This is a genomic window from Pseudomonas sp. P7759 (genome assembly GCF_013386445.1).
GTDB classification, from domain to species: domain Bacteria; phylum Pseudomonadota; class Gammaproteobacteria; order Pseudomonadales; family Pseudomonadaceae; genus Aquipseudomonas; species Aquipseudomonas azotoformans_A.
Genome location: NZ_JACART010000006.1, coordinates 215,757 through 237,336, shown reverse-complemented (window position 1 = coordinate 237,336; position 21,580 = coordinate 215,757). Strand labels below are relative to the sequence as shown.

The following is a 21,580-nucleotide window of genomic DNA, read 5'->3' as shown; positions in this document are numbered from 1 at the left end:
ATCAATCTCCGGTGATGGGCTCAAGCTGCCCAGTAAGTTGTTGGCCGATAGCGGCATTAGTCGTGAAAGCGGCGGCCGTGGCCGGTACCGGGCTTGGCCCGTGGACATGCGCTGCCAGTTGGGTGTTCATTTGCGTGACCAGCTCGATCAGGTCGCACAGCACCTGCAGCACGTTGACCTCTTCAGAGCCCAGCCAGGTTTGCTTTGCAACGCTGCGGCGGGCGCCCTCGATGCGCTCCAGCAGGCTGCCGCCGACCGCAAGGTTGAGCTTTTGGCCTACGGCCTGGTTCAGATCGCGGCCGGTGGCCAGGTGCAAGTCATCCAGGGCGGCCAAGCTGGCCGAGCCGCCTGAAAGCAGCTTGAGTGCACCCAGCGCCTCGATCGTCTTGCGTCCGCCGACCGTCTCCGTTGAGTGGTCATCGATGGCCACCGCGCTGATCTGGTGCCGTTCGGTGTTCGATAGGCTCTCAACATCCCGGTCTATGGATTTGTCGCGTATCCGCCCTTCGGTCTGGCGCAGCCAGTTTCCATCGGCGTCGACGCGCTGCTGGGCTGCGTCACTGTGCTGCCAGACCTGGTCACCCTTGGGCACCTTCGGCAGGCTCAGGCCATGAGGCAAAATGGTCTGGATATAGGGCTTGTTCGGCAGACCATAGGCAAAGCACACGACAACCCGGGTGCCTTCCTCAGGGAATGCAAGGAATCCCATCTCGTCGCCGCCCACGGGCATAGGCAGCGGCACACCGGCGAGCGTCGGCATGTCCTGCAGCGGTTCGTCGTCCTCGCCCAGCAGCTGCAGGTCGACCGCAAACCGAGGCCGGAAGTCGTCGCAGATCCCAGCGCCGGCGGGCGCATCGGCTACACCAGTGACCTTTGCGAAGCGCGGCAAGTGATAGCCACCGGTCAGCTCAGGGAATTGCCGCTCTACGCTGCGGCGGATTGCGTCTTCCATCGGATCGCCATTTGGTTGCCGGTGAGGGTCACATTGGTGATCCGCTCGCCCTGGTTGATAGATGCACCTGGTCGCAACCCGGGAAGGGCCGCAACCATTGCGCTTTGGTTGCCTTGGTAGCTGTTGAAGAGTTCGGCGGGGAGCTGCAGCGGGGCGCGTGCGCCAAAGAAGCTATCGGCCCAACTGCCCACAAACACTTCGCCATCGCCCTGTTGCTGCCAGATAAAATCAGCAATGCCGAACACCCGCGCCAAGCTATCCATCGCTTGATAGCCGGCGGCCAGGTTGTAGAAGAATGGGGCTTTGACCTTGGCGTATGCCTTGTCCGGAATGCGGAATTTCAAACCGGTTTTCTGATTGATCTCTGTCAGGACGGTATTCAAATCTGCGTGGCGCAGGTTCAGCGGCAGAGGGTTGGCCAGGATCGCCGCCAACTCTCTGCAGAACACCACCTGCTCCAGCGCATTGGACGACGTACACCGCTCGACGTAACCAATGAAGTAGCGCTGCAGTGGGCTGTCGTTGTACCCAATATCCAGCGTGACGAGCCCTTTAACCGGTGCCGTGGCCTGGATCGTCAGATTGGCGCGCCCTGGGCTGCGCAGCTCCAGCCGCACATCGTCAGCCACCAGGGGATAAACCTCGCCGCCGATCCGCAACACCTTGTGCAGTTTCATGCTCATTCGGCGCCGCCCAGGTAGTTATCCAACCGTTTCAGCGTGGCTTCAAAACCGGTCAGTTCTTCACCTTCGGCGGCGCTACCGTCCGAACTGGCGCTGCCAACTGATTGACCTGGTGCGCTTTGCTGGGTGACAGCCTTTGCCGCCCTCCGACCCTCCACGCGTTCGGGGTTCGACAGTTTTTCAGACAGAGTGAACTGGATACGCCAAGCGTTCAGCGTGTCATCTTCCCGGGCAGTGATCCCTTCGGAAAACTCGACTTGCCGGATTCCAAACCCCGACGCCGTGTCGTTGACCACGCGATACGTCTTGCGCTGGCCACCGGTGCCTGTGGCCTCCGCCAGGCGCATCAGTGAGCGCAGATCGCCAGAATCCACGAACGCGATCAACAACGAGACCGCCAGCGTTTTTGGCTTGAATCCTTTGTGGGCCGAATCGGTACCGCTGGTTTGCCCAGACAGATCGTCGCTCTCGATCCGCAGGTTGGCCGTGACTTTTAAATGCTTGCCTCGCACCTGTTCGCCATCGAGCAATAGGGTCATAGGCCTACCAACTCCCGAACAAAGGCCAGGCCGTTCAGCGAACCAACCAGCAGCAACCCGGCAGACAACCCCCACTCGTGACCTGGTGCATCGCCCTGGAGCATCTGCCGACGTAATTCCGTCGCGTCACCAGGTCCGATGAGGCGGGCGCGCATGGTCTCGTCAGTGGCGGCGCCGGCGAACATCGCTTTGAGTTCGGCCATCTTCTGGTTTTGAGCCTGAGCCTGGGCTGATTTGCGCTGTGCCAACTGGCCCAGGTCACCCATGGGCGAGCTGTCGGAATAGCATTCCATCACCGACAGTTGACTCTGCAGGGCCTGACTCGCGATTTTGGTCACGGTGCACCGCTCCAGGGGCAACATTCCCCATCGCGGCAGCGTGCCGGCGATAGGCAATTCCCACTTTTCCGCGTCGAGGGCTGCCAGATTTTTCGAGCGGCGTTCAGCGCGCTGCAGATCGGGAGTCGGCAAAACGGCATTGAACCGTGCCAGGGTTTGGGAAAACTGGTCGTAGCGTGTGCCCAGGAACATCACAACCAGGGCGTACTGCGGACCAGTCGGACGGCCATCATCGCCGGCGTCCACGAGTTTCTCCCCCAACTGCTGCAGCATGTTTGGCGCGGACAAATACCGCTGATAGCCTCGGCCCTGGCCTACTCCACTTTGAAAAGGCGTCACCACGAGGCACGCCGGCGCCTCGCCCAAGGACTGATCGAGGGCAGCACGTCCTGCAGCGACTGCGCCACCTACAGCAGCACCGACCGGCCCGGGTGAGGTTGTAGCCAATGCCGCCAACCCCTGCAGGCGCTGGGCGGTTTCGGTCTGCTCATTGCCAGCCAGCAGTTTTGCGTCATCGAGCGCGCCCAGCCATTGGGTCGACTGCTCCGGCCACCGCATGGTGATCGGCGCCCAGCTCATTGCTCGGCGCTCCAGGTGACGGCGTTCAGGGCCTCCAGATCTAAATTCGCACGCGCTGTTGCCAGCGCTTGCTTCAGGCGGTTCGCCTTCTGCAGCGCCTGTTGCTTGAACGTGGTCAGCTCATCACTCAACTGGCGCAACTGCTCGATGGTGTGTTCAACAAAGTCTTGATTGCCCAATTCGTCCCGGCAGTTACAAGCACCATCAAGCCCGCGCAGAACCATACCGGTGAGATTTAGCTGATCCTCTAGTTGCGTCTGGTAGTAGTGGCGCTCCCCCAGCACCGTCGACCAGAGGCCACCAGCGATATGCGCGGCACAGGCAGCATTAACCGCTGCCAGTTGCTCGACGTAGCGAAGTTCGATCACTGCCGGCACATCGTCCACCCAATGACCATTGCTCCAGATCTGCCCGGGGCCTGGCACTTCAAGGGTGTGGCCAGGCGGCAAAGCACCAAGGCGATCGATCACCAGGGGCCCACGGGTTTCGGTGCTGTAGGCCGTCAGCCCCTGATAGGAGTCAACCAGCTGCCAGGCCTGACCGTCCCAGTAGGCAGCTTTGTATTCAGGAATCACCGGCGGCGCCACTTCGACGCAGCCCCGGGGCAACAGCCATACACCCGGTTCCATCGGGGATTCGTCGGCAAGCGCATCACCTACGTAAATGCCCAGGTGGTCGGTTTGGTAAACAGTCTTGGAAGTCATGCGGGCCTCAGTACTTGATGCAGCCGAGCGCCGCGATGTTGCGCGGGCGCGACTCGGTGCCGGTGCTGTTGATGGTCAGGGTGTGGCTGTGCGACACGCTGTTGGTGTTGCCCGTGACGGTGTGCGTATGCGCGCCAGAGCAGGCAATGGCGGTTTTGTCCACAGAAGTAACCCCGTTGCCTCGGTAGACCCCGTAAGGCTGGGTCTCAGACGCGTACTGGCCACCATTGGCAACCACATCATGGGTGTGGGCACCACCAGACGCCGCTGATCCCGTCAGCGTGTGGCTGTGGGCTTCGGATGAGATGGTGCCGGTGTGCCCGTGGGCCTTGTTGTCGTCGCCTTGGGCGGCATTTAGGGCACGGCCAATGTCAACGCCGCGCCCGTCATCCAAGCCCCGGACAAACTCGCCGCGCACGTCCGGCAGGTTGAAGGTGGTCAAACCGTCGCCGACGCCGAAAGTTGTACCGATCTCGGCAAAAAGACTGGCGTAGGCAGTTCTTGATACGGCCGCCCCGTTCGCTTTCAGCCAGCCCGCCGGCGCAGTGGTTCGGAAGAAATAACCCAACACCCCGACAAGGCCCCGAACAGCCTCTTGAGCGGCTTTACGTGCGCACTTGGTTGTGGCCAGGATGTCGCTGCTGTCAGTACCAGGGTCATCGCTCTTGGCATTAGGCAGCTCGCCCAGGTCCACGTCGTCCTTGGTCGTTGCTCGTGCGCGCAGGTTTTCATAGTCACCGTCGCGGGCGGCGAAGTACCGCACCAGGTCGGCGGTGATGGGCTGGCTGGCACGCAAGTCGGTAATTTCGCCGGACGTGGCCACGCTGGCCAACGGCACCACAAAATGCGCGATACCGTTGCTGTCGGTGTAGTCGGGCTTCGTCTGACCAAACACCACTTTCCACGTGGCCACCACATCACTGGCCGATCGGGCCAGGGACACGTCCAACCAGACGTTGACCGGTAACGCCGGCAACTGCACCTGGACAGGTTCAGCCAGATCGATCCGCACGCCCTGGACATAGGCCAAGCCGGGTTTGAGCTGGTACAGGCCAAAGCTCCGTTCCATCTGCAGGCCGCTGGCCAGGAAGCACGCACGCCCGAAAACGTCCAGATTGCTCAGCCGCTCGCGTTGATCGACGCCGGCGAAACGGATAGTGAAGTCGTGCTGCCAGGTACTTGCGTCGACGGTTATCCCGGTCAGTGCCTGGGCGCCGTTGAACTCCAGCAGAATATTGCGCGTGACGTTGTTGCCGATCTGCTGCGGCGGAATGTTCTTGCGCTTCTGCTGCAGGGGCACGGTCGAGACCGCAAACAGAACACCCTCGGCAGTTTCCAGGCCGATCCAGTTGAAGTCCCAATCACCAATGTCAGAACCCATCATCAGGCTGTAGATCACCTGGTTGGGTTGGACGTAGCCCTTACGGGTATAACCGGAGGTGTACACGATCTGGGACGCGGGCGGCTTACCAGCGGCACGATTGATCGGCGCCGATGGATTGAGTCCTGGAACGTTGGCCAACACAAAGCGGGCAATTTCCAGCACCTCTTGAGCGGCCTGCTTTTGGGCTTTAAGGCTTTCGCCGGCGAAGGTGATGCTAGCTGCCATGAGCGCTCCCGGTAGGGTCAGTGATAATTGCCAGCTCGTTGATCACGACCAGGCGGCTGGCGCTGTCGTCAAGCTTGGCGATAAGGGTTTGTTGGTCGTCGTTGAAGTCGGCAATGCGCATGCCCAGGCTGACTGGCGTGATCGTCACGAACTCATAACGTCGGCACGTGCGCCCGTATTGCTGCATCAGGACGCGCAGCAGCTCGGGGTTGTCGCTCAGTTGGGCGTCGGATAGATGCAGCAGCACAATGTCCCAATCAAGATCAGCGACACGCTCTTGGATCTCGACATAACCCACGCCTAGGCGCTCGAAAATCCGGATCATCCCGGCGGTGCTGCCGGCATCGACGGCGTTGATGAAGGCGTATTTGACGCGCAGTCGGTAGAGCTTTTCCGGCTCGGTGTGGAAGCGCTGGATGTCGCGCTGCCACGCCAACAGGTCGAGGACCGTCAAATGGCAGGTTTCTGCGTCCATCTGCAGCAAAGGCCAGTTGACCCACACCTCGACCTTGTTCCACCAGGACTGGGCGGCAGCTTTGAGCTTCGTCAGCTCAGGGCCATCGAGCCAGAAGGGCAAGCCGAGCTTAAGCATTCGCCACCACCACGACGTCGGCCAGGCGCGGAATGTTCAGCTGCGAAACGATGTCGACGTTATCGAAGTCCAAAGAGTCGATACCGGGAAACTGCAGGTGCAGTTCCTCGCCCAGCCGGCTGAATGAAAACCGCGACTGTGGGTAGGTCAGCGTTGGCTGGTAGTCGACGGCCGTGCTTTCGCGAAAGGCAGCACGGATGAACAACTCCACGTCGGCCAGCAGCGCCGGCGTGCGCTCGGCACCGACTCCCGCCTTTAGCCAAACCGTCAATTTGACTGTGTGCTGCGTGGCGGGCATCTCCATCACCAGCAGATCGTCGCCGTGGCCATGGTTGCCCTGATCGCGGATATAGCTGTTGATCGACGCCAGGTAGGTTTCTGAGGGCGAGTCAGCTTCGAACAGGACATAGGCGTTCGCGCTGCCTGGGCCCCGGGGCGCATTGTGTTCAAAATAAACGCCGTCAGGCTGCACGCCTGGGAAGGACGCGATCATCGCCCGATACACTGCATCGGTGTGCCATTGGTTCACGGCCGAAAATTGATTTCGCACCCGTAAACGCAGGTCGTCGTCATGCTCTTTATCTGCACCAGGTTGAGTAAGCCAACCGTCAGCGTTGACCACCTGGACGACTCCGGGCACCGGCTCGGGCAGGATTGAAAAGTAACCAGGTGCAAGGTTGAAGCCGCTGCCAGCAGCCTTTGCCCGGGCCAAGACGTTTATCTGCGATTCACCGTCGATAAAGCTGACCGCCGCGATCGTTGCCAACTCGTACACGTTGCCGTTGATGGCAATCGACTGGACGCGGGTGCCGGCGGGAATCTCCAGGACGCCGGCCAAGGCACTACGCGTAAACAGCAAGTTACCCTCAGCAAAGGTCGGCGGTTTGCGCGTGACGTTCACCGCCCAGGCGAGCATATCCAGCCAGGCATCTTTGGCGGTCTTCACGAAGAAGTTAGGCAGCACTGTGCCGGCGATGAACTCAATCAGCCACATAACCGGCTTGGTCACCAGGGCGGTGATCAACCGCCAAAACGGCGACCAGGTACTGGTGTTGCTCAGTTTGCTGCCCTGGGCCAGCACTTCTTTTTCCCAGGCCGCACGCAGCTTGGCTTCAGTGGTTGGAATTCCGGCATCGTTCAGCGCTTGTTTAAAATCTACGTCACTCACAGCACTACCTCGACAGAGCCAAATTCAACAGTTTTCGCAGTCACCAGGTACTGCCCTTTTCCCTCGATCAGGATCTGCGCCGTCCCCGGCACCAGACGAACATCGGCCTCCACCAGCAGCTCCAGCTGCTGGATGCAGTCGGCCTGGCGGAAGCGGTCGCGCTCAGCGACGAGGGTCACCAGCAGCCCGCTTTCGCGGATCATGTGGGCGATGTCCTGGGCGATACTCGCCCGATCGTCCACCAGCAGCGGCTGGCTCGACGGGTCCAGGGTCAAGTCGTTATTGGTGATCAGCAGATCGATATAGAGGCTCACCCTCCTACCCCCATCGCCACCATGTTTTCCAACTCCAATTGGGTCATTGGCTTGGCGGTGTGGATGTTTACGTTCTCAACATGAGTGCCCTTGTTCTGATTGCTGGTGTTCTGGATGCTGGTAAGCAGCCCACCAGGTGGCACGGCGGTTGGCCGCACCGGCGACAGGCTTGGAATCGCCGCGTTGATGGTCTGCTGGGCGCGCTGCGCCGCTGCAGCACTGTCCACCGTGTTGGCGCCAATGTCGGTACCGGGCACCTCGGGCATCGCTCCAAAGCGGGTTTCAATGTCGACTCCGGGGATCTTGTTGAGCATCTCGATCAGGTTGTTGATCGCCGTGTGAAAGATCGCGACGATCCCGTCCCACGCAGCCTTGGCCATCCCAGACCAGCCGCCCATTGAGGCGAACCAGTCCGACAGGGCGGTCAGCTGGTCGCTGACCCACTTGAACGCCTCGCTGTTCATCAGGGCGGTCGTCCACTCATCCCAATAGACAATCGCCAAAGCGACGACAGCAATCAGCGCCACGATGCCCCCTACAATGAGCAAAACGGGGTTGGCCCACATTGCGGCGTTGACCAACCAGATCGCGCCCTGCCACAACAGCATCACGCCTCGAACCAGGCCAAGCGCGGCGGTTAGGCCATAAACCACGGCGATGTAGGTCAACATCAAGAGCTTCTGCACCAGGAACACGGCGGTGGTGCGCAAACTGATCATCTGCACCACTTTCCAGACAGTGACCATTGCAAGCCAGGCCATGCGGCCAGCGCCGACGGCGAAGGTCAGCAACGACATGACGGCAATCAGGGCCAGGATCGTTAGCGTGACAATGCCGATCAGCCGGGTGATGTTGGGGAACATCTGCGTCCAGCGGGTCATGGTGCCGGCGATGCCGGACAGCTTGGCCATCAGCGGTGTAAGGATCGGAATCAGCACCTGGCCAAAGGCAATACGCAGCCCTTCGACCGCTGCCCCAAACTGTTGCCACGGGTCAACCATGGCCATGGTCATGTTCTTCGCATCTTCCAGACCGCGCACCTTGCCCAGCTTGTCCATGCCGTTGCGCAGGCGATCCGTGTCCTTGGCCAGGGCGCCAATCACCTGGGCGCCCTCCCCGCCAAAAGCTTCCATCAGCTTGGCGCTGGCCGACGCACTGGTGAGGTCGCCAAGTTTGCCCTGCAGCTTGTCCATGATCTGCAGCATGGGCAGCGCTTTGCCGTTTGAGTCGGTGAATTTCATGCCCATTTTTTCGGACGCAGCGCCAAGGTTTTCAAAGAACGCCTTGTAGCGCCCACCGGCGTCGCCGCCTTCCATGGTGCTGCTCAGCGAGCCAATCACCGCGAACTGCTCGGCGATATCGACGCCGGCGGCCGTGGCGATCGAGCCCACTTCCTTGAAGGCGTCCTTGAGCTGGGCGCCGTCGGTGCGGAACAGCTGCACCGCCAGGGCGGTCTGCCCGCCAAGCTTTTCAACCCATTCGCCCTTGCCCATTGCGTCGGCCTGGCCCTTGAACAGGTTGTACATGGTGCCCACGTAGGCGCCCATGGTCTCGGCGTCGGATTTGGTGGCCTTGGCCAACAGGTTGCTGGTGTTCGTGAAGGTGGCCAGTTGACTGCCCGTCAGGCCCTTGATAGCGCCCTCAATGCTGTACGCCGACGCAACAAAATCCCGGGCGTTCTCGCCATAGTTCACCGAGAACTCCAGGGCCTTTTGATTCAGCGCGGTCAGCGCGTCTTCGGCCACGCCCAAGGATTTGACCTCGCCCAGGGCGCGGTTCATCTCCAGCGCGGGCTGCAGCGCCTGATTGATGCCGACAAAAGCGCCCGTCACACCGCCCAGGCCAAGGCCCATGGTCTTGATGTTCTTTTCGCTTTGCTCGGTCAGCTCGGAAAAGCCCATCTTCACCTTGCCCAGGGGCGCGGTTACCTTGTCGGTCAGGGCCAGGATAAAGTCCAAGCGGGCGCTACGATCGGCCATGTGGTTCCTATCCGTTCAACGCATGGGCAATGCCGCTTGCGACGGCAAATTCCATGCGTTTCCAATATTCGTCATCCAGCCACTTGGCCGTGCCCATGTTCTCGATACTGGGCTCGGCGCCGGGTAGCCATCGGGTGGTCAGGGCCAGTAACTGGCCCAAGCCGTCCTCGGTCAGGCGGTCAGCGTGCTCAAGGGCTTTTTTACGATGATCTCGACGTCAGGCGCGTATTCCTCCAGCAGAGCGCCGGCGATTTGCATGGTCATCACGGGGTTGGCCAACACCTCGCGCAGTTCGGTCTTTTCCGCTGGCAACACGGTGCTGCTCAGCAGATTGAAGGACGGTGCGACCTTGTTATTGGCGGTCATGGCATTGAAGTACTTGGTCACGTCCTGGGGCGTCAGGGTGAAGGTGAATTCCTTTACGCCGACTTCCAGGGTGATTTCGCGGGCTTGGATCTGGCTCATGTTCGTGTCCGTTATGGTGGTGGGTTTGAAGGGGTTTTCAGGTCAGCGCAGGCACACCTGGTGCACGTAGTCCTGCAGGCCCAGGATCATTTTTTGACTGAGGGCAAGCTGATCTCTGAGGGTGAAATAATCCGGTCGAGCGTCTGTTGCGAGTTCGGCGGTGCTTGCATCAGCCACGCCGCCGGCGCTGGCTTTTTCGGCGCCAGCGGCGCTGCAGGTGGCTTTGACGCGCAGCCGCTGACGGCCATCGTCAACAGCACGACGCCGCTCAAGGTTTGAAGCGCGTTCATGGTCAAGCTCCAGGGTTCGTTTAAGATCGATTGCGTCACGGTCGGCCAGCATCTCGCCGCTGATACGGGCCGCTTCGCGCAGGCCTGTCGCCTCGAACAGGGCGGCGTCACGTTCAGAGCGCGCCTGATCGCGCTGACCGGCGATACGGTCATAACCAACCCAAACCGACAGGCAAATCAGTAGTAGAAAAAGCGCATCGCGCATGGTCATAGCCCCTCCGCACACATCGCGGATTCGGCCCGCCGGCGAGCATGGAGCCCGGGCACAAAGCGCTTGCGGCCCTGGGCGTCAGTGACCGACGACCACACCGGGCTCTTGCCGTCGGGGCCCCATGCGAGCGCCTTGCAGCCTTCGGCGATCTTGCCGGCATTGATCAAGCCAACGGCGCGACTGGCACAGGTGCTGGGTACGCCGAAGTTGTGACCATGGCTGCTCAGGGAGTCGAAGGTCTTCTGCCCGATCGCTGGATTGGTCAGGCAGTCAGCCAGCGCCAGTTGGCCTTTCTCGACCACCAGCTGCTCCACCTCGGCGCAGCGCTCCGGCGACCAGTAGTCACCGACGATCAGCGGATACGGACTGGTGTAACGAGTAATGCCCTTGCACACCGTGGGCAGGCCACGGGCCAACTTGTCGGCATATACAACGTTCTGGCCGTTGCCTTCCCACTTGCCCAGGAATGCGAGCAAAGGCGCGCTGACCAGCACCAGCGCGCCGGTGGCGATCTTGGCGCGCAGGCTCACGACTTGCCCTTCCAGTCGAGTAGCATCTGGCGATACTTGGGAACCAGTAGAAGGATCTGCAGCACCATGTAAAGCGCGGTCAGCATGTAAGCGACCGCCGACCAATCGACGGCGCCCGTTACACCTGTGGCGGCCACACCTATTGCCGGCGACGCCTTGGCCAAGGCAACGGCGGTGTCCTGGGCGACCTGATTCGCGCTCATCGCAGAACCTCTTTCTCAAAAATTGTTTGGCACGGCACGCAGCGGGTCATACCGCCCAGCGCCTGGCGTTTTTCCGGGATCGATTGATCACAGTCTTCACAGTGGGTCAGGCTGGGCCCGATCGGCCGCGTGCGCGCCAGTTGGGCGGCGATCGCCTGATCACGCTGGCGTTGTTCCAATGCTTGAGCGCGGTCGAACGGGCAAACCATTAGCGCAGGCCCTCGATCTCTGCAGCAGCCAGGTATGGCACGCCGTTGACGCGGATAAAGTCCGGGCTGGTGACGTCAAAAGGCACCTTGTGCTTTGACTTCTCGCCGCCCTTGGGATCGACGCTCAGCAGGCTGGAGACCTTCAACTTGCAGCCGAAGGCCTCAATGCGCAGCTCTTCGTCGCCGGCCTTGGCAAAGAACACCGAGTCGAACGGTTCCAACTGGCGGAAACTGCCGGCACTGCGGGCGGCTTCAATCAGCAGGTTGAAGTTGCTGGTGTCGAATTCGAATTCGCCGCTGCACGACACATCGCCGTCGACGTGCCCGTTGGGCACACCCCGGGATTGCGCCACGGCGGTGTTGTCGGTGATATCCAGGGTGCAGCTTTCAACATGGATCTGCAGATCGCCCAGGTTGATGTCGAAGTTTTTACCGCCAATACGGGACATACGGGATTACTCCGAATCGTCGTTGGAGAGGTCCAGGGCGATGTTCGCCGTGAGGTCTTTCGGGCAATTAAGGGGCCTGATCTTGATGTACACCTCAACCTTGGTTTTGGTGTGCCAGACCAGCTGAATGTCGCCGTCTTTCGGGGATTCGATCTCGCCCGGGAACACCTCGCCGGCGAACACGGTGGACTTGGCCATCACGCGCAGCGGCTTCATAAAGGCGCTGATTGCAGCGGCCATGCTGTTGGGTGTGTTGTTCAAGCGACGATCAGCCACACGGCGGATCAGCAGCGGCCGGACCTGGCGAGCGGCCTTGTCAGCCAGGCGCAAGTACTCGACCACTTGGAAGTCACTCGCCGGCGCATCCAGCATGTTGCCGTCGCCCCAGTACACGCCCGGATAATCGGGATAGGTCTGGGATACAGAGAATCTGGCCTTGTCCAGCTCGGCTCGGATCGAGGACGGCAGCGGCACACCCTCGCTATCTACAGGCACAGCGCCCAATCCCAGCAGTGAGCCGGTGGCCACACGCATAGGGCTGTCGGCGACGCTTACCGCCGAGTTAGCCAGGCGACCGGCAAGAACGCCCTGGTCATTACCGTGCAACTGGGGCACCACCAACACACGCGGTGCGGAAAGGTCTTTGGTGATCGCCTTCTGCTCGACCAGGTACTGGTTCCAGGTGAGAGGTCCAGACAGGCCGCCAGTGGCTGCCATGACGAAAGCACGGCGGCCATACACGTTGTTCAGTTCGATGGCCGCGTCGTGCATTGCCGTCAGTTCGGCACCGGTGGCAACCGGCTTGGTGATCACAATCGCCTCCACCGAAAAGCCTTGTTGCTGGGCCTTTGCCAACGCGTCCGACCATTTGCCGTCTGCACCAATGGGAGCAGCAATACAGGCCCAGCGGTCACCGCCATTCAGTCGCGCCGCTGTGATCTGGGTTTTCAGGTCACTGGCCGCGACGCCCAGCGCGCCGTCCAAATCGCTTTGGGTGTTCAACGCGATCAGTTGGCCAACGCTTTTGCTGGCCGGACCGATAAAGAGAAAATAGCGCTCGATCTCCGTCACGGCACCCTGGCCCAGATTGAGATTGTTAACGCTGACTTGTCCGAGTGCCATGCAGTGCCTCGCTAGCGGGGTGAATTAAGGATTTGTTGCAGCACCTGGTTCAGCAGCAAGCCGGTATCGCGCTCGGTGCTGACCCCAATGAACTGGCGTTTTGGCAGGGTTATTTCCCAGCTTTGGGCGCCGGTGCCTTCTTTCTTTTCGTCGTCCAGGATGCGAATGAGTAAGCCCGCCTTGGCGTAATTCACATGCTCTTTAATCCAGGCCACCGAGGGCCTGGTCAGGGCCTTTTTCCCCGCCTGGCGTACCTTGAAACCGAGGCGACGCAGCCGCTTTGCCTGTTTGTCGGTCGCCGCCAAGCCAGGGGCCACGTTGTTCCACTTGCGCATCTGCGCGGCGGTACGACGCTCGCTGGCCCCGTTGTGCTGCTGCGCGGCGACCCAACTTGTCAGGGCGTTGCGCCAACCCAGCACGGCTTCATCCGGGCTCACACGCGTGACCTGCATCAGCTTGGCCAGGCCCGCTTCCATCTTCTTTTTGCCCTTGGTGTCGCCTTTGCGTGCGGCGAAAGGCGAACCGTCCAGGTTCTGCTGATCTCTGACCCGCTTGCGGCTCATGGTCCGCACGCGCTTGGTCACGTTATTCAGCAAACGCCGGCGTAACTGCGGCGACAGACTCAGCAGGGCCAACTGCTCACGGACGCCCAGGTAGCCCCGTGCATCCAGCTCAAAGGTGCTACGGCCGGCCATGGCTGGAGACCTCGCCGTGCTGCGCAACCCACAGATCGAATGGGACAAATGACCAGAGCTTGCCGAAAGCCTCGATCTCGCCGGCAGGGTCTTCGGCCAGGTACTGCGGCTCGACGAACTCCAGGGTGATGTCCACGTCCGCCAGATCGTTGTCCAGCATCGTGATTTCGAACTTTGCCCCTGGTAACTCGTCGCGGGCCTGGTCATTGGTTTCAAGCCAGCTTCCGACCAGCGCCATCAGGCGCCCTGGGTGATCGGCGAAACGCTCCAGGGCAATCGTGGCGATATAGCGCATGTCACCCATGTGCATGCCGTCAACGTCGGGCTTCCAGATCAGCTCTAGATTGACTTGGTCGGTCCAGCTGTCGAGCTGCTCAGGCTCGACCAAGCGGCGATCGATCAAGTAGGCAGTCAATGCCTTGAGCTTGATCACAACAACGCCGCCGTGATGCGCCCACGGCCCTGCAGGGCGCGGACGGCCTGCTGGCTGAAAGCTAGGAAGGTTTCCGCACGCTCGGGGGCTTCTTTGCCGGTGTTCTCGGCGCTTTCGCGGCGGGTCACGGTGGGGAACTGCGGCAGCGCGTTACCTTTGGCGCGGCAGTACACCGCGCGCTTGTACAACCTCACCTGGAAGGCGCGCTCAGGCAGCACCGTGGAATCCGCGGACTCGACACGCGTGACGCCGTTGGCTTGCCAGCGGGCTTTGCACTTGGCCAAGTCCGTATTGACCTCAACCATTGCAGTGTTCAATGCGTCGGCCAGCAGCTCTACCAGGTACTCCGCCGGCAGGCGTTGTTCCTTCTGGAATTCGGACACGGAGAGGTCGGGCCAAAAGCCGTCGTTCTCAATCGTCTGTTCCACAAAGGTGGTGGGTTTCCCGGAAAAGCTCATTGCTGGCCGCTCAAATAGGGCGGGGAGCCTGTTTTCAGTGGGACGGTCCATAAATGGGCGGCTCACTTCCACAGGTCCCCGCTGGGGGGGTAGTCGGTTATTCGGTGGTCGGGTTAGCGGCCGCTTGTTTTGCCAGGGTCTTGCGGACCTTTTTGATGCGGGTGTCATTGCCTGCCTGGGCGTACAGCTCGGTGGAGCGCTCCAAATGCTTGAGCGCGACTTCCCACTGCTCGGCCTCCATGGCGCGCATACCGATCAACTTGTGGTACTTGCTGGGGATCTGCTCCGTCAGATTCCACACGCCATCAACCAGCGGCAGTAGGTCGGACAGGTACGGCTCCGGGCTGCGCTTGGCGTTGTACTCGGCGTAGGCCCACTCACACACGGCGTCAGCCACAAACGTCTGGATGTCGCGCTTGAAGCGCTCCGGCATCTGCTGGCCTTGCTCCATAAGAAAGTCGGCCAGCTCCAGGGCGTCTTCGAACTGGGTCGTGTCGAACAGCCAGACCATGACCTGCACAGCAACGCGGTTCGGGAAGTTCAGCCCCGATTCGCAATAGCGCTGGACGTATTCCTGGTACTTGGGCAGCAGTTCTTCGCGCTTAAGCGACTGTTTGCTGGCCAGGTTTTTGAGGTCACTCAGGCGGGCCAGGTCCAAGTCCAACGCCGCTTCCTGCAGCAGCAGGTGCTTGCGCGCATTGGCCGGGCTGCTTAGGGCATCGCCCGGGGTGTAGGCCATGCCTGCAGTAGCGGCGAGTGCCGCTACTGCAGTGCTGCCCAAGGCCAGGACGCGGCGCTTGTGCGCAAGGGCCAGGCTCACGCCAACAGCTCCACGTTTTCGGTCAGGGCGATCTTTTCCAGCTGCTCGATCACGTAGCCTTCGTTGCGGCTGTTGTAGTCCTCGACGCGGGAGCGTTTCGGATTCTCGATCGTCTGCTTGCGCCAGCTGGTGTCCTGGTAGTAGATCGAGAGGTTGTCCCAACTGGTGACCAGCACCGCGTTGACCGGGAAGTTCGGCACGCTGAACGCCGGCAGACCGCCGTAGGTGGCAATGACCTGGGCGTTTTCAATACGCTCCTTCTCGGTTGGCGTGTCGCCCTGCTTGGTGTACAGCTTGGCTTTGTCAGCAGCGAGCAAGTCGGTACCGATGATCGCGACCAGGTCACCGTCTTCGCGCAGGATCTCGTCCACCATTTGCTTGGTGTCGTGAACCAGGGCATCCAGGTTGGCGTAGTCACCACCAGCACCCAGCGTTACCTTGCCGGCAGTGGCGCCCTCTTTCAGCACCTGCTGCGGGGCCTGCTCGCGCAGTTGCTGCAGCCAGCCCTTGTTCACGTCCTGCAGCTTCGGATTCGCTGCCAGGTCGGTCTGCGTTGCAGCGCGGGTGCCGTGGAAACCGATAACGATTCGGTCCTGGGCAATACGCTTTTGCACAGCAGCGGAATAGCGCTCTTTGAAGTCGGGGAACTTCGCCCAGGCGTCGATCTTGGCGTACGGCAGGCCCACGTCCGACTGGGTATCAGCCAGCTCGTAGGTGCTGTTGTCCAACGCAGACGCATCCTTGGCTTCGCGGTCGGTGGTCTTGGTGTTGGTGCGGCCGGTGACCGGGCCATTCACGCCGATGAAGACCTTTTCACCCTTGATCTCGCTGACCGGGGTGACGTTGATGCGCTCCAGGAAGTCGGCCTTCGCGGTGATCGCGTCGTTCAGCTCCTGGGCAATCGTTGGGTCCACACTGAACATGCGGGTCGAATTTTCGATGCCGTAGGCTTCGGCAATCGCATCCTGCAGCTCGGCGTACTGTTTGGCGCCACGGGCGCTTAATGGCTGGGCCATGTCAAAGCACCTTGCGTCGAGGGGTGTTTACCGGGCCTGGGTTGCGTGGCAACTGGCGACCGGAGGACGTGTTCTGCAGCGCAGTGAAACGCTTTTCCAGCGCGGCCATGCTCGCCAACAACGCCTTATTCGTAGCCCCGCCCTTACGGCTGAACTCACGATCTTCTTCGGCAGTGGTGACAATGCCGTCGACGGCAGCTTGCACGTCATCGATCGGCTCAGGCTCTGGCTCGGGAGCTTCTTCGGCGACGGGCTCAATCACAGCTTGAATGCCGGCAGCGACAATCAGCAGTTGAGCCAGCAGGGCCTTAAGGGCCGTTGCGGTAGCTTCATCCATAGGGGGTTGGGTCTCTGTTGGGGTGGTGGGTTCGACGGACTCAGCGTCCGTCGCGAAGCGCTTGAAAAAACCAGTGAGCAAACCAATCAGCTTGCCCATTTCGCCTTGGGGCTCCTCCTCAAAGGCGCCCAGTTCAACGGAAGCGGCGTAATACGTGGCTTTGTTGGTTCGGCGGGAGAAGTACAGTTCCTGGGTGCCAAGGCTCGAAGGGGTGTCGGTGACCGCAAGACCGGTCAGGTAGGATTTGCCGGTACCTGCAAAATTCGGCCAAATCTCAATGCTGGTGAACAGCTTCTGCCCCTGGTCATTCAGATACAGCAATCGATCGTTGGGCTTGAGCTGGGCCTCCAGGGCGATCTGCCCTTCCTCCAGGTCGTCGCCTTCTTCAACCAGACGCACCGCGTATACGGTCCCGAAGGAGCCTTCCGAACGCTGGTGTTCGCACCAGATCACAGCGGTGTATTTCGAAGGCTTGTAGGTTTCAGCGATGTCGCGCAGCTCCTGGGGAAGGATCTCGCGACCATCGGCGGTGATGCCGCTGGTGGCGACACGTTTCCAGAACGAAACAAGGGAACGGGGCATGGACGATAACTGCGCTCAATCGCTGAATGAGCCGCCAAGATAGGGAGCCATCAGCCCTCAAACAAACGGTTCAAATGCGCGTTTCTCCTATAATCGCGATATAGGTGGATCACGGAATTTAACCCCGCGTTTCCAGCGTTTTCGCCGCATAGACTGCGGCCCATGTACTACTCGACCGAAGTTAAAGAAGCCGCTAAACGTCTGTTTCTGCGCCGCTGTAAGGCCAAGGAAATTCAGGCGCAGCTCAACCTGCCCAACATCCGCATCGTCTACTACTGGATCCGCCAGGGCGGGTGGGAAGACATGCTGTCGGACGAAGAGCCACTGACCGCCGTCGGCCGGCGGATCACCCTGCTCCTGGACAAGGTTGGTAGCCTGTCCAAAGACGACCTCAACGAACTGGACCGCCTGACCGCTGTTCGCGAACGCCTGCTGAAACAAGCGGCAAAGCCCGCACCGGTGCCGGCATCGAACGGCGACGATCAGGGCGAGCCCCAGGAACCGCGCAGGCGACCGCGTGGGGAACGCTCTAGCCGTGGCGAAGGCGGTGACAGGAAAAAGGAAAAGAAAGCCAAGAACGACATCAGCGGGCTGACCGAAGTCGACTTCCTGGATAAGTTCATCAGCAAGATGTACCGCTATCAGCAGGAGCTGTTCGCGGCAAAGCAAAACCCGCTGACGAGCCGGATCCGTAACATCCTCAAAAGCCGCCAAGTTGGTCTGACCTACTACTTCGCTGGCGAAGCGTTCATGGATGCGGTGCTGACTGGCGACAACCAGGTGTTCCTGTCGGCCAGCCGCTCACAGTCTGAAATTTTCCGCAGCTACATCATCCAGTTTGCCAAACAGTGGTTTGACATTGAGCTGACCGGCAACCCGATCACGCTCAGCAACGGCGCCGAACTGCGCTTCCTGTCGACCAACAGCAGCACCGCCCAGGGCTACCACGGCCACGTCTACGTCGATGAATACTTCTGGATCCGTGACTTCGAAAAACTCAGCACCGTGGCCAGCGCCATGGGCACACACAAGAAGTGGCGCAAAACCTATTTTTCGACGCCCAGCGCGGTATCACACCAGGCCTACCCGTTCTGGTCAGGCGAGGAATTCCGCAACAGCAAGCGCGGTAAGAAGGCCGGGGGCACATGGCCCGTCGAAGCGGCCTATACCCAAGGCGCGCTGTGCCCCGACGGACAGTGGCGCAAGACCATCACCATCCAGGATGCGATCGATGGCGGCTGCGATCTGTTCGACCTGGAGCAACTGCAGCTGGAGTACGACGAAGACAAATTCCAGCAGTTGTTCTACTGCAAATTCATCGACAGCAGCCAGAGCGCGTTCGGTCTCAAGGATCTGGAGCGCTGCTATTCCGACCTTTCGTTGTGGGAGGACTTCGATCCGGAACTGGATCGCCCTTTCGGCAACAGCCCTGTTTGGCTTGGGTACGATCCGAGCCGTACCCGCGACGACGCCACATGCGTGGTGGTCGCCCCGCCGCTGGAGCCTGGAGCGAAATTCCGCATCCTGGAAAAGCACAGCTGGCGTGGGCAATCGTTCAAATATCAGGCTGATCAGGTCAAGAAACTTACAGAGCGCTTCAACGTGCAGCACATCGGCATCGACACGACCGGTATCGGCTACGGCGTGTTTGACCTGGTGCGCGACTTCTACCCGCGTGCGACCGCGATCCATTACAGCCTTGAAACAAAAAATACTCTGGTACTCAAGGCCCAGGACACGATCCAGGGCAGCCGCATCGAATGGGACGCCGGCTGGACCGATATCGCCCAGGCGTTCCTGACCATCAAGCGAGGCACCACCACCAGCGGCCAGGTCACCTACAGCGCTTCGCGAACAGACGCCACCGGTCACGCCGATATCGCTTGGTCGATCATGCACGCCCTGTTCAATGAACCCCTCAACACCAACAAGCGGCGCCGTAGCCGCTATGTCACGAGCGGAACCAATGCCCAAGTCACGACACAAAAAGCCCCAAACCAGCCAACAGGCGCGACAGCCACAGCCCATGAGAGCGTTCACCTTCGGGGAGCCCGAACAGGTGCTGTCAGGCAACATCGGCGAGTACCTGGGCGTGTTTCTCAGCGACGACGGCGAGATCTACAAACCACCAGTGTCGCGGGCGGGCTTGGCCAAGCTGCTGCGCGCCAACGCGCACCACGGCGCCATTCCCAAGTTCAAGCGCAACCTGCTGCTGCGTGAATTCATTCCTTCCGAGGGCTGCAGCACGCAGACCATGGGGCGGGCGAGCCTGGATTACATGGTGTTTGGCGAGGCGTATTTCTATCGCGATACCAACGCCTTCGGCGAAGTGCTGGAGATGCAGCACCTGCCGGCGATCAACATGCGGGTGAAGGTCGACGGCGGCTTCAGGATGCTGCTGCCCGATAGCAAGTTCATGGACTTCGACCAGGACGAAATCGAACACGTCCTGGACTATGACGTGGAACAGAACATTTACGGTGTGCCCGATTACCTGGGCGGCCTGCAGGCACTGTTGCTCAACGAAGCCGCGACCCTATTCCGCCGGCGCTACTACAGCAACGGCGCGCACGCGGGTTACATCTTCTACACCAACGACCCGGACTTGACCGAGGAGGACGAAGAAAACCTGCGCGCCCAGATCAGCGCCAGTAAGGGCGTGGGCAACTTCCGCTCGATGTTCGTCAACATCCCCAACGGCAAGGAAAACGCGATCCAGATCATCCCAGTGGGGGACTTCCAGGCCAAGGACGAGTTGGAGAAGGTCAAGAACATCACTCGCAACGACGTTATCGCCGCCTGGCGGATGAACCCTGCCCTGGCCGGGATCATTCCGGAAAACAGCGGGGGGTTTGGTGACATCGAGAAGATCGATCGCGTGTATACGAGCAACGAGATCAGGCCGATTTGTCAGCTGTTCAACCAAGTGAACGACGTGCTACGCAGAGACAGGCGAATAACCTGGAGATCGACCGAGGCACCCGGCGAAATCATTACTTAATGTTTCAACAGCAGGGAATAATCCTGCATCACATGCGAACATAGTGGCAATTTGCTGCACCCTGGGGAGGGATGATGAGAGTAACTTGTAAGTGCGGGCACAAAGGAAGGATTGCATCACGTGAGGTGCTATCCGCTGACTTTGCGAAACTCTACTGCCAGTGTCTGGACGCCAAATGCGGACACAGTTGGGTCGCTAACCTCACGTTTTCCCACACGCTAAGCCCCTCAGCCCAGACCTTTGATCGGATGCTAATTGATCGTTTGAGAGACATGCCTCGGGCCCAGCAACGCGAGCTTTTTGAAAGGCTTGGATCGCAAGCCGTCGCATGATGAAAACCGCCGACTTCTACTCGCCGGCGGCCCAAGGATCAATCTTCGTTGGACTGTTCCGGGTTGCTTACCAGCGCCTCGGTAAGCCTGCGCAATTGCTCCTGGTCACGTTGGCTCAACTGACGATAAATCCCAATCAGGCGGCGTTCGATATGCGAAAGCTCATACCGCGCCGGTGCTGCCATCTCAACGTGGCAGACACCCGCGTTTGTGCGATCCAACATGCTCACTACTCCATAAAGTGCATTTCCAAGGCAGCGTTATGGGGGCTGGTAAGAAAATTTCTGGATGTGTTTTGTATTTGTTTAAGTCGTCCCTTGGGCCGCGTCGTCTGCCATCGCTTTTACAAAACGCCGAATCGCTCTTTGATCATCTGCCGGGATACTCCGGTATTGCTTAATGATCCGGTCTTCCAGTTCATCCAAAGAATCAACGGCCACTGTGCTGCGCCGCCCAGTCAGGATGAAAGGCACGTCAAATTCGAACTGGACAGCGACCTTACTCAGGTACGACGCAGTGGCATCGCTGGATCCAGCCTCATAGTTCGCCTGTGTGCGCTTTGCAATCCCCAACGCTTGCGCAACTTGGATCTGCGTCATGCCGCATCGCTTCCTTTCTTCTTGCAGCCGAGAACCAATCTGTACAGAAAGATGCACTTTTTTTCATCCTTAGTATTTACAAGTGCACCAAAGTGCATCATTGTGCATCTCACACCACATGAAATTGCACGGATCTGCACTATGCCGAACTCAAGCGTTACCGAGCAAGCCCGTCAACAAGCACGGGAAGCATTAGAAAAACGGGGTCAGTCAGCAAAAGACTTTGCAAAACAGCACCAGCTCAACCCCAGCACCGTTTATGCGGTTCTGAGTGGCCAAAGCCAATGCCGCCGAGGGGAGGCGCATCGCGCTGCGGTCCTACTTGGAATCAAAGACGGCGTGATTGCACAGTAATGGCCACGACTCTGAGG

The 21,580-nt window shown here is 60.2% G+C and carries 30 protein-coding genes; 4 read left to right on the top strand and 26 right to left on the bottom strand.

Features of this window, described 5'->3' with window-relative positions; genetic code table 11:
* Position 1: 1 nt before the first annotated feature.
* From HX823_RS07055 to HX823_RS06940, 24 genes are all read right to left on the bottom strand, one after another.
* The gene (locus HX823_RS07055) at positions 2-952 is read right to left on the bottom strand and encodes a hypothetical protein (protein ID WP_177074500.1); all 951 of its coding nucleotides are present in this window, start codon (positions 950-952) and stop codon (positions 2-4) included.
* A complete protein-coding gene (locus HX823_RS07050; protein WP_177074499.1) occupies positions 925-1,635 on the bottom strand; it encodes a hypothetical protein in 711 nt (236 codons plus the stop codon). Before HX823_RS07050 ends, HX823_RS07055 begins: the two co-directional genes overlap by 28 nt.
* On the bottom strand, positions 1,632-2,174 hold the full coding sequence (locus tag HX823_RS07045) for a DNA-binding protein (protein ID WP_177074498.1): 543 nt from the start codon (positions 2,172-2,174) through the stop codon (positions 1,632-1,634). Before HX823_RS07045 ends, HX823_RS07050 begins: the two co-directional genes overlap by 4 nt.
* Positions 2,171-3,091 carry a hypothetical protein gene (locus tag HX823_RS07040; protein WP_177074497.1) on the bottom strand — a complete coding sequence of 307 codons (921 nt, stop codon included), beginning with the start codon at positions 3,089-3,091 and terminating at the stop codon, positions 2,171-2,173. Before HX823_RS07040 ends, HX823_RS07045 begins: the two co-directional genes overlap by 4 nt.
* The gene (locus HX823_RS07035) at positions 3,088-3,795 is read right to left on the bottom strand and encodes a phage tail protein (RefSeq protein ID WP_177074496.1); all 708 of its coding nucleotides are present in this window, start codon (positions 3,793-3,795) and stop codon (positions 3,088-3,090) included. Before HX823_RS07035 ends, HX823_RS07040 begins: the two co-directional genes overlap by 4 nt.
* Before the next feature lie 7 nt (positions 3,796-3,802).
* Positions 3,803-5,404, bottom strand: coding sequence for a phage tail protein (locus HX823_RS07030; RefSeq protein WP_177074495.1), 1,602 nt, complete (start codon positions 5,402-5,404; stop codon positions 3,803-3,805).
* A complete protein-coding gene (locus tag HX823_RS07025; RefSeq protein WP_177074494.1) occupies positions 5,394-5,996 on the bottom strand; it encodes a phage tail protein in 603 nt (200 codons plus the stop codon). The genes HX823_RS07030 and HX823_RS07025 overlap by 11 nt, the downstream gene beginning before the upstream one ends.
* On the bottom strand, positions 5,989-7,164 hold the full coding sequence (locus tag HX823_RS07020) for a baseplate J/gp47 family protein (RefSeq protein WP_177074493.1): 1,176 nt from the start codon (positions 7,162-7,164) through the stop codon (positions 5,989-5,991). Before HX823_RS07020 ends, HX823_RS07025 begins: the two co-directional genes overlap by 8 nt.
* Complete coding sequence (locus tag HX823_RS07015) at positions 7,161-7,478, bottom strand: DUF2590 family protein (protein WP_177074492.1); 318 nt, start codon at positions 7,476-7,478, stop codon at positions 7,161-7,163. The genes HX823_RS07020 and HX823_RS07015 overlap by 4 nt, the downstream gene beginning before the upstream one ends.
* The gene (locus tag HX823_RS07010) at positions 7,475-9,457 is read right to left on the bottom strand and encodes a phage tail tape measure protein (protein WP_177074491.1); all 1,983 of its coding nucleotides are present in this window, start codon (positions 9,455-9,457) and stop codon (positions 7,475-7,477) included. The genes HX823_RS07015 and HX823_RS07010 overlap by 4 nt, the downstream gene beginning before the upstream one ends.
* Before the next feature lie 7 nt (positions 9,458-9,464).
* Positions 9,465-9,605, bottom strand: a complete 141-nt coding sequence (locus HX823_RS07005; protein ID WP_371317944.1) for a hypothetical protein — start codon at positions 9,603-9,605, stop codon at positions 9,465-9,467.
* Between the two features lie 23 nt (positions 9,606-9,628).
* Entirely contained in the window at positions 9,629-9,922 is a 294-nt protein-coding gene (locus HX823_RS07000; RefSeq protein WP_177074490.1) for a putative phage tail assembly chaperone, read from the bottom strand.
* A 42-nt stretch (positions 9,923-9,964) separates the two neighbouring features.
* Complete coding sequence (locus HX823_RS06995; RefSeq protein ID WP_177074653.1) at positions 9,965-10,417, bottom strand: lysis system i-spanin subunit Rz; 453 nt, start codon at positions 10,415-10,417, stop codon at positions 9,965-9,967.
* Positions 10,418-10,419: 2 nt separating this feature from the next.
* The gene (locus tag HX823_RS06990) at positions 10,420-10,953 is read right to left on the bottom strand and encodes a glycoside hydrolase family protein (protein WP_177074489.1); all 534 of its coding nucleotides are present in this window, start codon (positions 10,951-10,953) and stop codon (positions 10,420-10,422) included.
* Complete coding sequence (locus HX823_RS06985) at positions 10,950-11,156, bottom strand: hypothetical protein (protein WP_177074488.1); 207 nt, start codon at positions 11,154-11,156, stop codon at positions 10,950-10,952. Before HX823_RS06985 ends, HX823_RS06990 begins: the two co-directional genes overlap by 4 nt.
* Positions 11,153-11,365, bottom strand: coding sequence for a TraR/DksA family transcriptional regulator (locus HX823_RS06980; protein ID WP_177074487.1), 213 nt, complete (start codon positions 11,363-11,365; stop codon positions 11,153-11,155). The genes HX823_RS06985 and HX823_RS06980 overlap by 4 nt, the downstream gene beginning before the upstream one ends.
* Positions 11,365-11,814 (bottom strand): phage protein, encoded by a 450-nt coding sequence (locus HX823_RS06975; protein ID WP_068932245.1) that lies wholly within the window; start codon positions 11,812-11,814, stop codon positions 11,365-11,367. Before HX823_RS06975 ends, HX823_RS06980 begins: the two co-directional genes overlap by 1 nt.
* A 6-nt stretch (positions 11,815-11,820) precedes the next feature.
* A complete protein-coding gene (locus tag HX823_RS06970; protein ID WP_177074486.1) occupies positions 11,821-12,936 on the bottom strand; it encodes a DUF2586 domain-containing protein in 1,116 nt (371 codons plus the stop codon).
* Positions 12,937-12,947: 11 nt separating this feature from the next.
* The gene (locus tag HX823_RS06965; RefSeq protein WP_177074485.1) at positions 12,948-13,631 is read right to left on the bottom strand and encodes a phage virion morphogenesis protein; all 684 of its coding nucleotides are present in this window, start codon (positions 13,629-13,631) and stop codon (positions 12,948-12,950) included.
* Complete coding sequence (locus HX823_RS06960) at positions 13,618-14,064, bottom strand: phage tail protein (RefSeq protein WP_177074484.1); 447 nt, start codon at positions 14,062-14,064, stop codon at positions 13,618-13,620. Before HX823_RS06960 ends, HX823_RS06965 begins: the two co-directional genes overlap by 14 nt.
* Positions 14,061-14,522, bottom strand: a complete 462-nt coding sequence (locus HX823_RS06955) for a head completion/stabilization protein (protein WP_177074483.1) — start codon at positions 14,520-14,522, stop codon at positions 14,061-14,063. The genes HX823_RS06960 and HX823_RS06955 overlap by 4 nt, the downstream gene beginning before the upstream one ends.
* Positions 14,523-14,619: 97 nt before the next feature.
* Entirely contained in the window at positions 14,620-15,342 is a 723-nt protein-coding gene (gene gpM / locus HX823_RS06950) for a phage terminase small subunit (protein ID WP_177074482.1), read from the bottom strand.
* Positions 15,339-16,358 (bottom strand): phage major capsid protein, P2 family, encoded by a 1,020-nt coding sequence (locus tag HX823_RS06945; RefSeq protein ID WP_177074481.1) that lies wholly within the window; start codon positions 16,356-16,358, stop codon positions 15,339-15,341. The genes gpM and HX823_RS06945 overlap by 4 nt, the downstream gene beginning before the upstream one ends.
* A gap of 1 nt (position 16,359) precedes the next feature.
* Positions 16,360-17,277, bottom strand: coding sequence for a GPO family capsid scaffolding protein (locus tag HX823_RS06940; protein WP_177074480.1), 918 nt, complete (start codon positions 17,275-17,277; stop codon positions 16,360-16,362).
* Positions 17,278-17,439: 162 nt separating this feature from the next.
* Here HX823_RS06940 and HX823_RS06935 point away from each other — a divergent pair, with 162 nt between their 5' ends.
* The 3 genes from HX823_RS06935 (at position 17,440) to HX823_RS06925 (ending at position 20,610) form a co-directional block, all read left to right on the top strand.
* Positions 17,440-19,497: a terminase large subunit domain-containing protein gene (locus tag HX823_RS06935; protein WP_177074479.1), complete on the top strand. Its 2,058-nt coding sequence runs from the start codon at positions 17,440-17,442 to the stop codon at positions 19,495-19,497.
* Complete coding sequence (locus HX823_RS06930; protein ID WP_177074652.1) at positions 19,409-20,278, top strand: phage portal protein; 870 nt, start codon at positions 19,409-19,411, stop codon at positions 20,276-20,278. Before HX823_RS06935 ends, HX823_RS06930 begins: the two co-directional genes overlap by 89 nt.
* Positions 20,279-20,352: 74 nt before the next feature.
* Positions 20,353-20,610, top strand: coding sequence for an ogr/Delta-like zinc finger family protein (locus HX823_RS06925; RefSeq protein WP_177074478.1), 258 nt, complete (start codon positions 20,353-20,355; stop codon positions 20,608-20,610).
* A 38-nt stretch (positions 20,611-20,648) separates the two neighbouring features.
* Here HX823_RS06925 and HX823_RS06920 read toward each other — a convergent pair whose 3' ends face one another.
* Together HX823_RS06920 and HX823_RS06915 are read right to left on the bottom strand one after the other, a co-directional pair.
* Positions 20,649-20,834, bottom strand: coding sequence for a hypothetical protein (locus HX823_RS06920; protein WP_177074477.1), 186 nt, complete (start codon positions 20,832-20,834; stop codon positions 20,649-20,651).
* An 81-nt stretch (positions 20,835-20,915) separates the two neighbouring features.
* Positions 20,916-21,266, bottom strand: coding sequence for a helix-turn-helix transcriptional regulator (locus HX823_RS06915; protein ID WP_177074476.1), 351 nt, complete (start codon positions 21,264-21,266; stop codon positions 20,916-20,918).
* Positions 21,267-21,350: 84 nt separating this feature from the next.
* On the opposite strand from HX823_RS06915, the gene HX823_RS06910 reads away from it, so the two are divergent.
* Positions 21,351-21,563, top strand: a complete 213-nt coding sequence (locus HX823_RS06910) for a DNA-binding protein (protein WP_177074475.1) — start codon at positions 21,351-21,353, stop codon at positions 21,561-21,563.
* Positions 21,564-21,580 lie beyond the last annotated feature (17 nt).

Coding starts and splice junctions, on each gene's coding strand:
- HX823_RS07055 (WP_177074500.1), bottom strand. CDS start 952: ATGGAAGACGCAATCCGCCGCAGCGTAGAGCGGCAATTCCCTGAGCTG.
- HX823_RS07050 (WP_177074499.1), bottom strand. CDS start 1,635: ATGAGCATGAAACTGCACAAGGTGTTGCGGATCGGCGGCGAGGTTTAT.
- HX823_RS07045 (WP_177074498.1), bottom strand. CDS start 2,174: ATGACCCTATTGCTCGATGGCGAACAGGTGCGAGGCAAGCATTTAAAA.
- HX823_RS07040 (WP_177074497.1), bottom strand. CDS start 3,091: ATGAGCTGGGCGCCGATCACCATGCGGTGGCCGGAGCAGTCGACCCAA.
- HX823_RS07035 (WP_177074496.1), bottom strand. CDS start 3,795: ATGACTTCCAAGACTGTTTACCAAACCGACCACCTGGGCATTTACGTA.
- HX823_RS07030 (WP_177074495.1), bottom strand. CDS start 5,404: ATGGCAGCTAGCATCACCTTCGCCGGCGAAAGCCTTAAAGCCCAAAAG.
- HX823_RS07025 (WP_177074494.1), bottom strand. CDS start 5,996: ATGCTTAAGCTCGGCTTGCCCTTCTGGCTCGATGGCCCTGAGCTGACG.
- HX823_RS07010 (WP_177074491.1), bottom strand. CDS start 9,457: ATGGCCGATCGTAGCGCCCGCTTGGACTTTATCCTGGCCCTGACCGAC.
- HX823_RS07000 (WP_177074490.1), bottom strand. CDS start 9,922: ATGAGCCAGATCCAAGCCCGCGAAATCACCCTGGAAGTCGGCGTAAAG.
- HX823_RS06995 (WP_177074653.1), bottom strand. CDS start 10,417: ATGCGCGATGCGCTTTTTCTACTACTGATTTGCCTGTCGGTTTGGGTT.
- HX823_RS06985 (WP_177074488.1), bottom strand. CDS start 11,156: ATGAGCGCGAATCAGGTCGCCCAGGACACCGCCGTTGCCTTGGCCAAG.
- HX823_RS06980 (WP_177074487.1), bottom strand. CDS start 11,365: ATGGTTTGCCCGTTCGACCGCGCTCAAGCATTGGAACAACGCCAGCGT.
- HX823_RS06975 (WP_068932245.1), bottom strand. CDS start 11,814: ATGTCCCGTATTGGCGGTAAAAACTTCGACATCAACCTGGGCGATCTG.
- HX823_RS06970 (WP_177074486.1), bottom strand. CDS start 12,936: ATGGCACTCGGACAAGTCAGCGTTAACAATCTCAATCTGGGCCAGGGT.
- HX823_RS06965 (WP_177074485.1), bottom strand. CDS start 13,631: ATGGCCGGCCGTAGCACCTTTGAGCTGGATGCACGGGGCTACCTGGGC.
- HX823_RS06955 (WP_177074483.1), bottom strand. CDS start 14,522: ATGAGCTTTTCCGGGAAACCCACCACCTTTGTGGAACAGACGATTGAG.
- HX823_RS06945 (WP_177074481.1), bottom strand. CDS start 16,358: ATGGCCCAGCCATTAAGCGCCCGTGGCGCCAAACAGTACGCCGAGCTG.
- HX823_RS06940 (WP_177074480.1), bottom strand. CDS start 17,277: ATGCCCCGTTCCCTTGTTTCGTTCTGGAAACGTGTCGCCACCAGCGGC.
- HX823_RS06935 (WP_177074479.1), top strand. CDS start 17,440: ATGTACTACTCGACCGAAGTTAAAGAAGCCGCTAAACGTCTGTTTCTG.
- HX823_RS06925 (WP_177074478.1), top strand. CDS start 20,353: ATGAGAGTAACTTGTAAGTGCGGGCACAAAGGAAGGATTGCATCACGT.
- HX823_RS06920 (WP_177074477.1), bottom strand. CDS start 20,834: ATGTTGGATCGCACAAACGCGGGTGTCTGCCACGTTGAGATGGCAGCA.
- HX823_RS06910 (WP_177074475.1), top strand. CDS start 21,351: ATGCCGAACTCAAGCGTTACCGAGCAAGCCCGTCAACAAGCACGGGAA.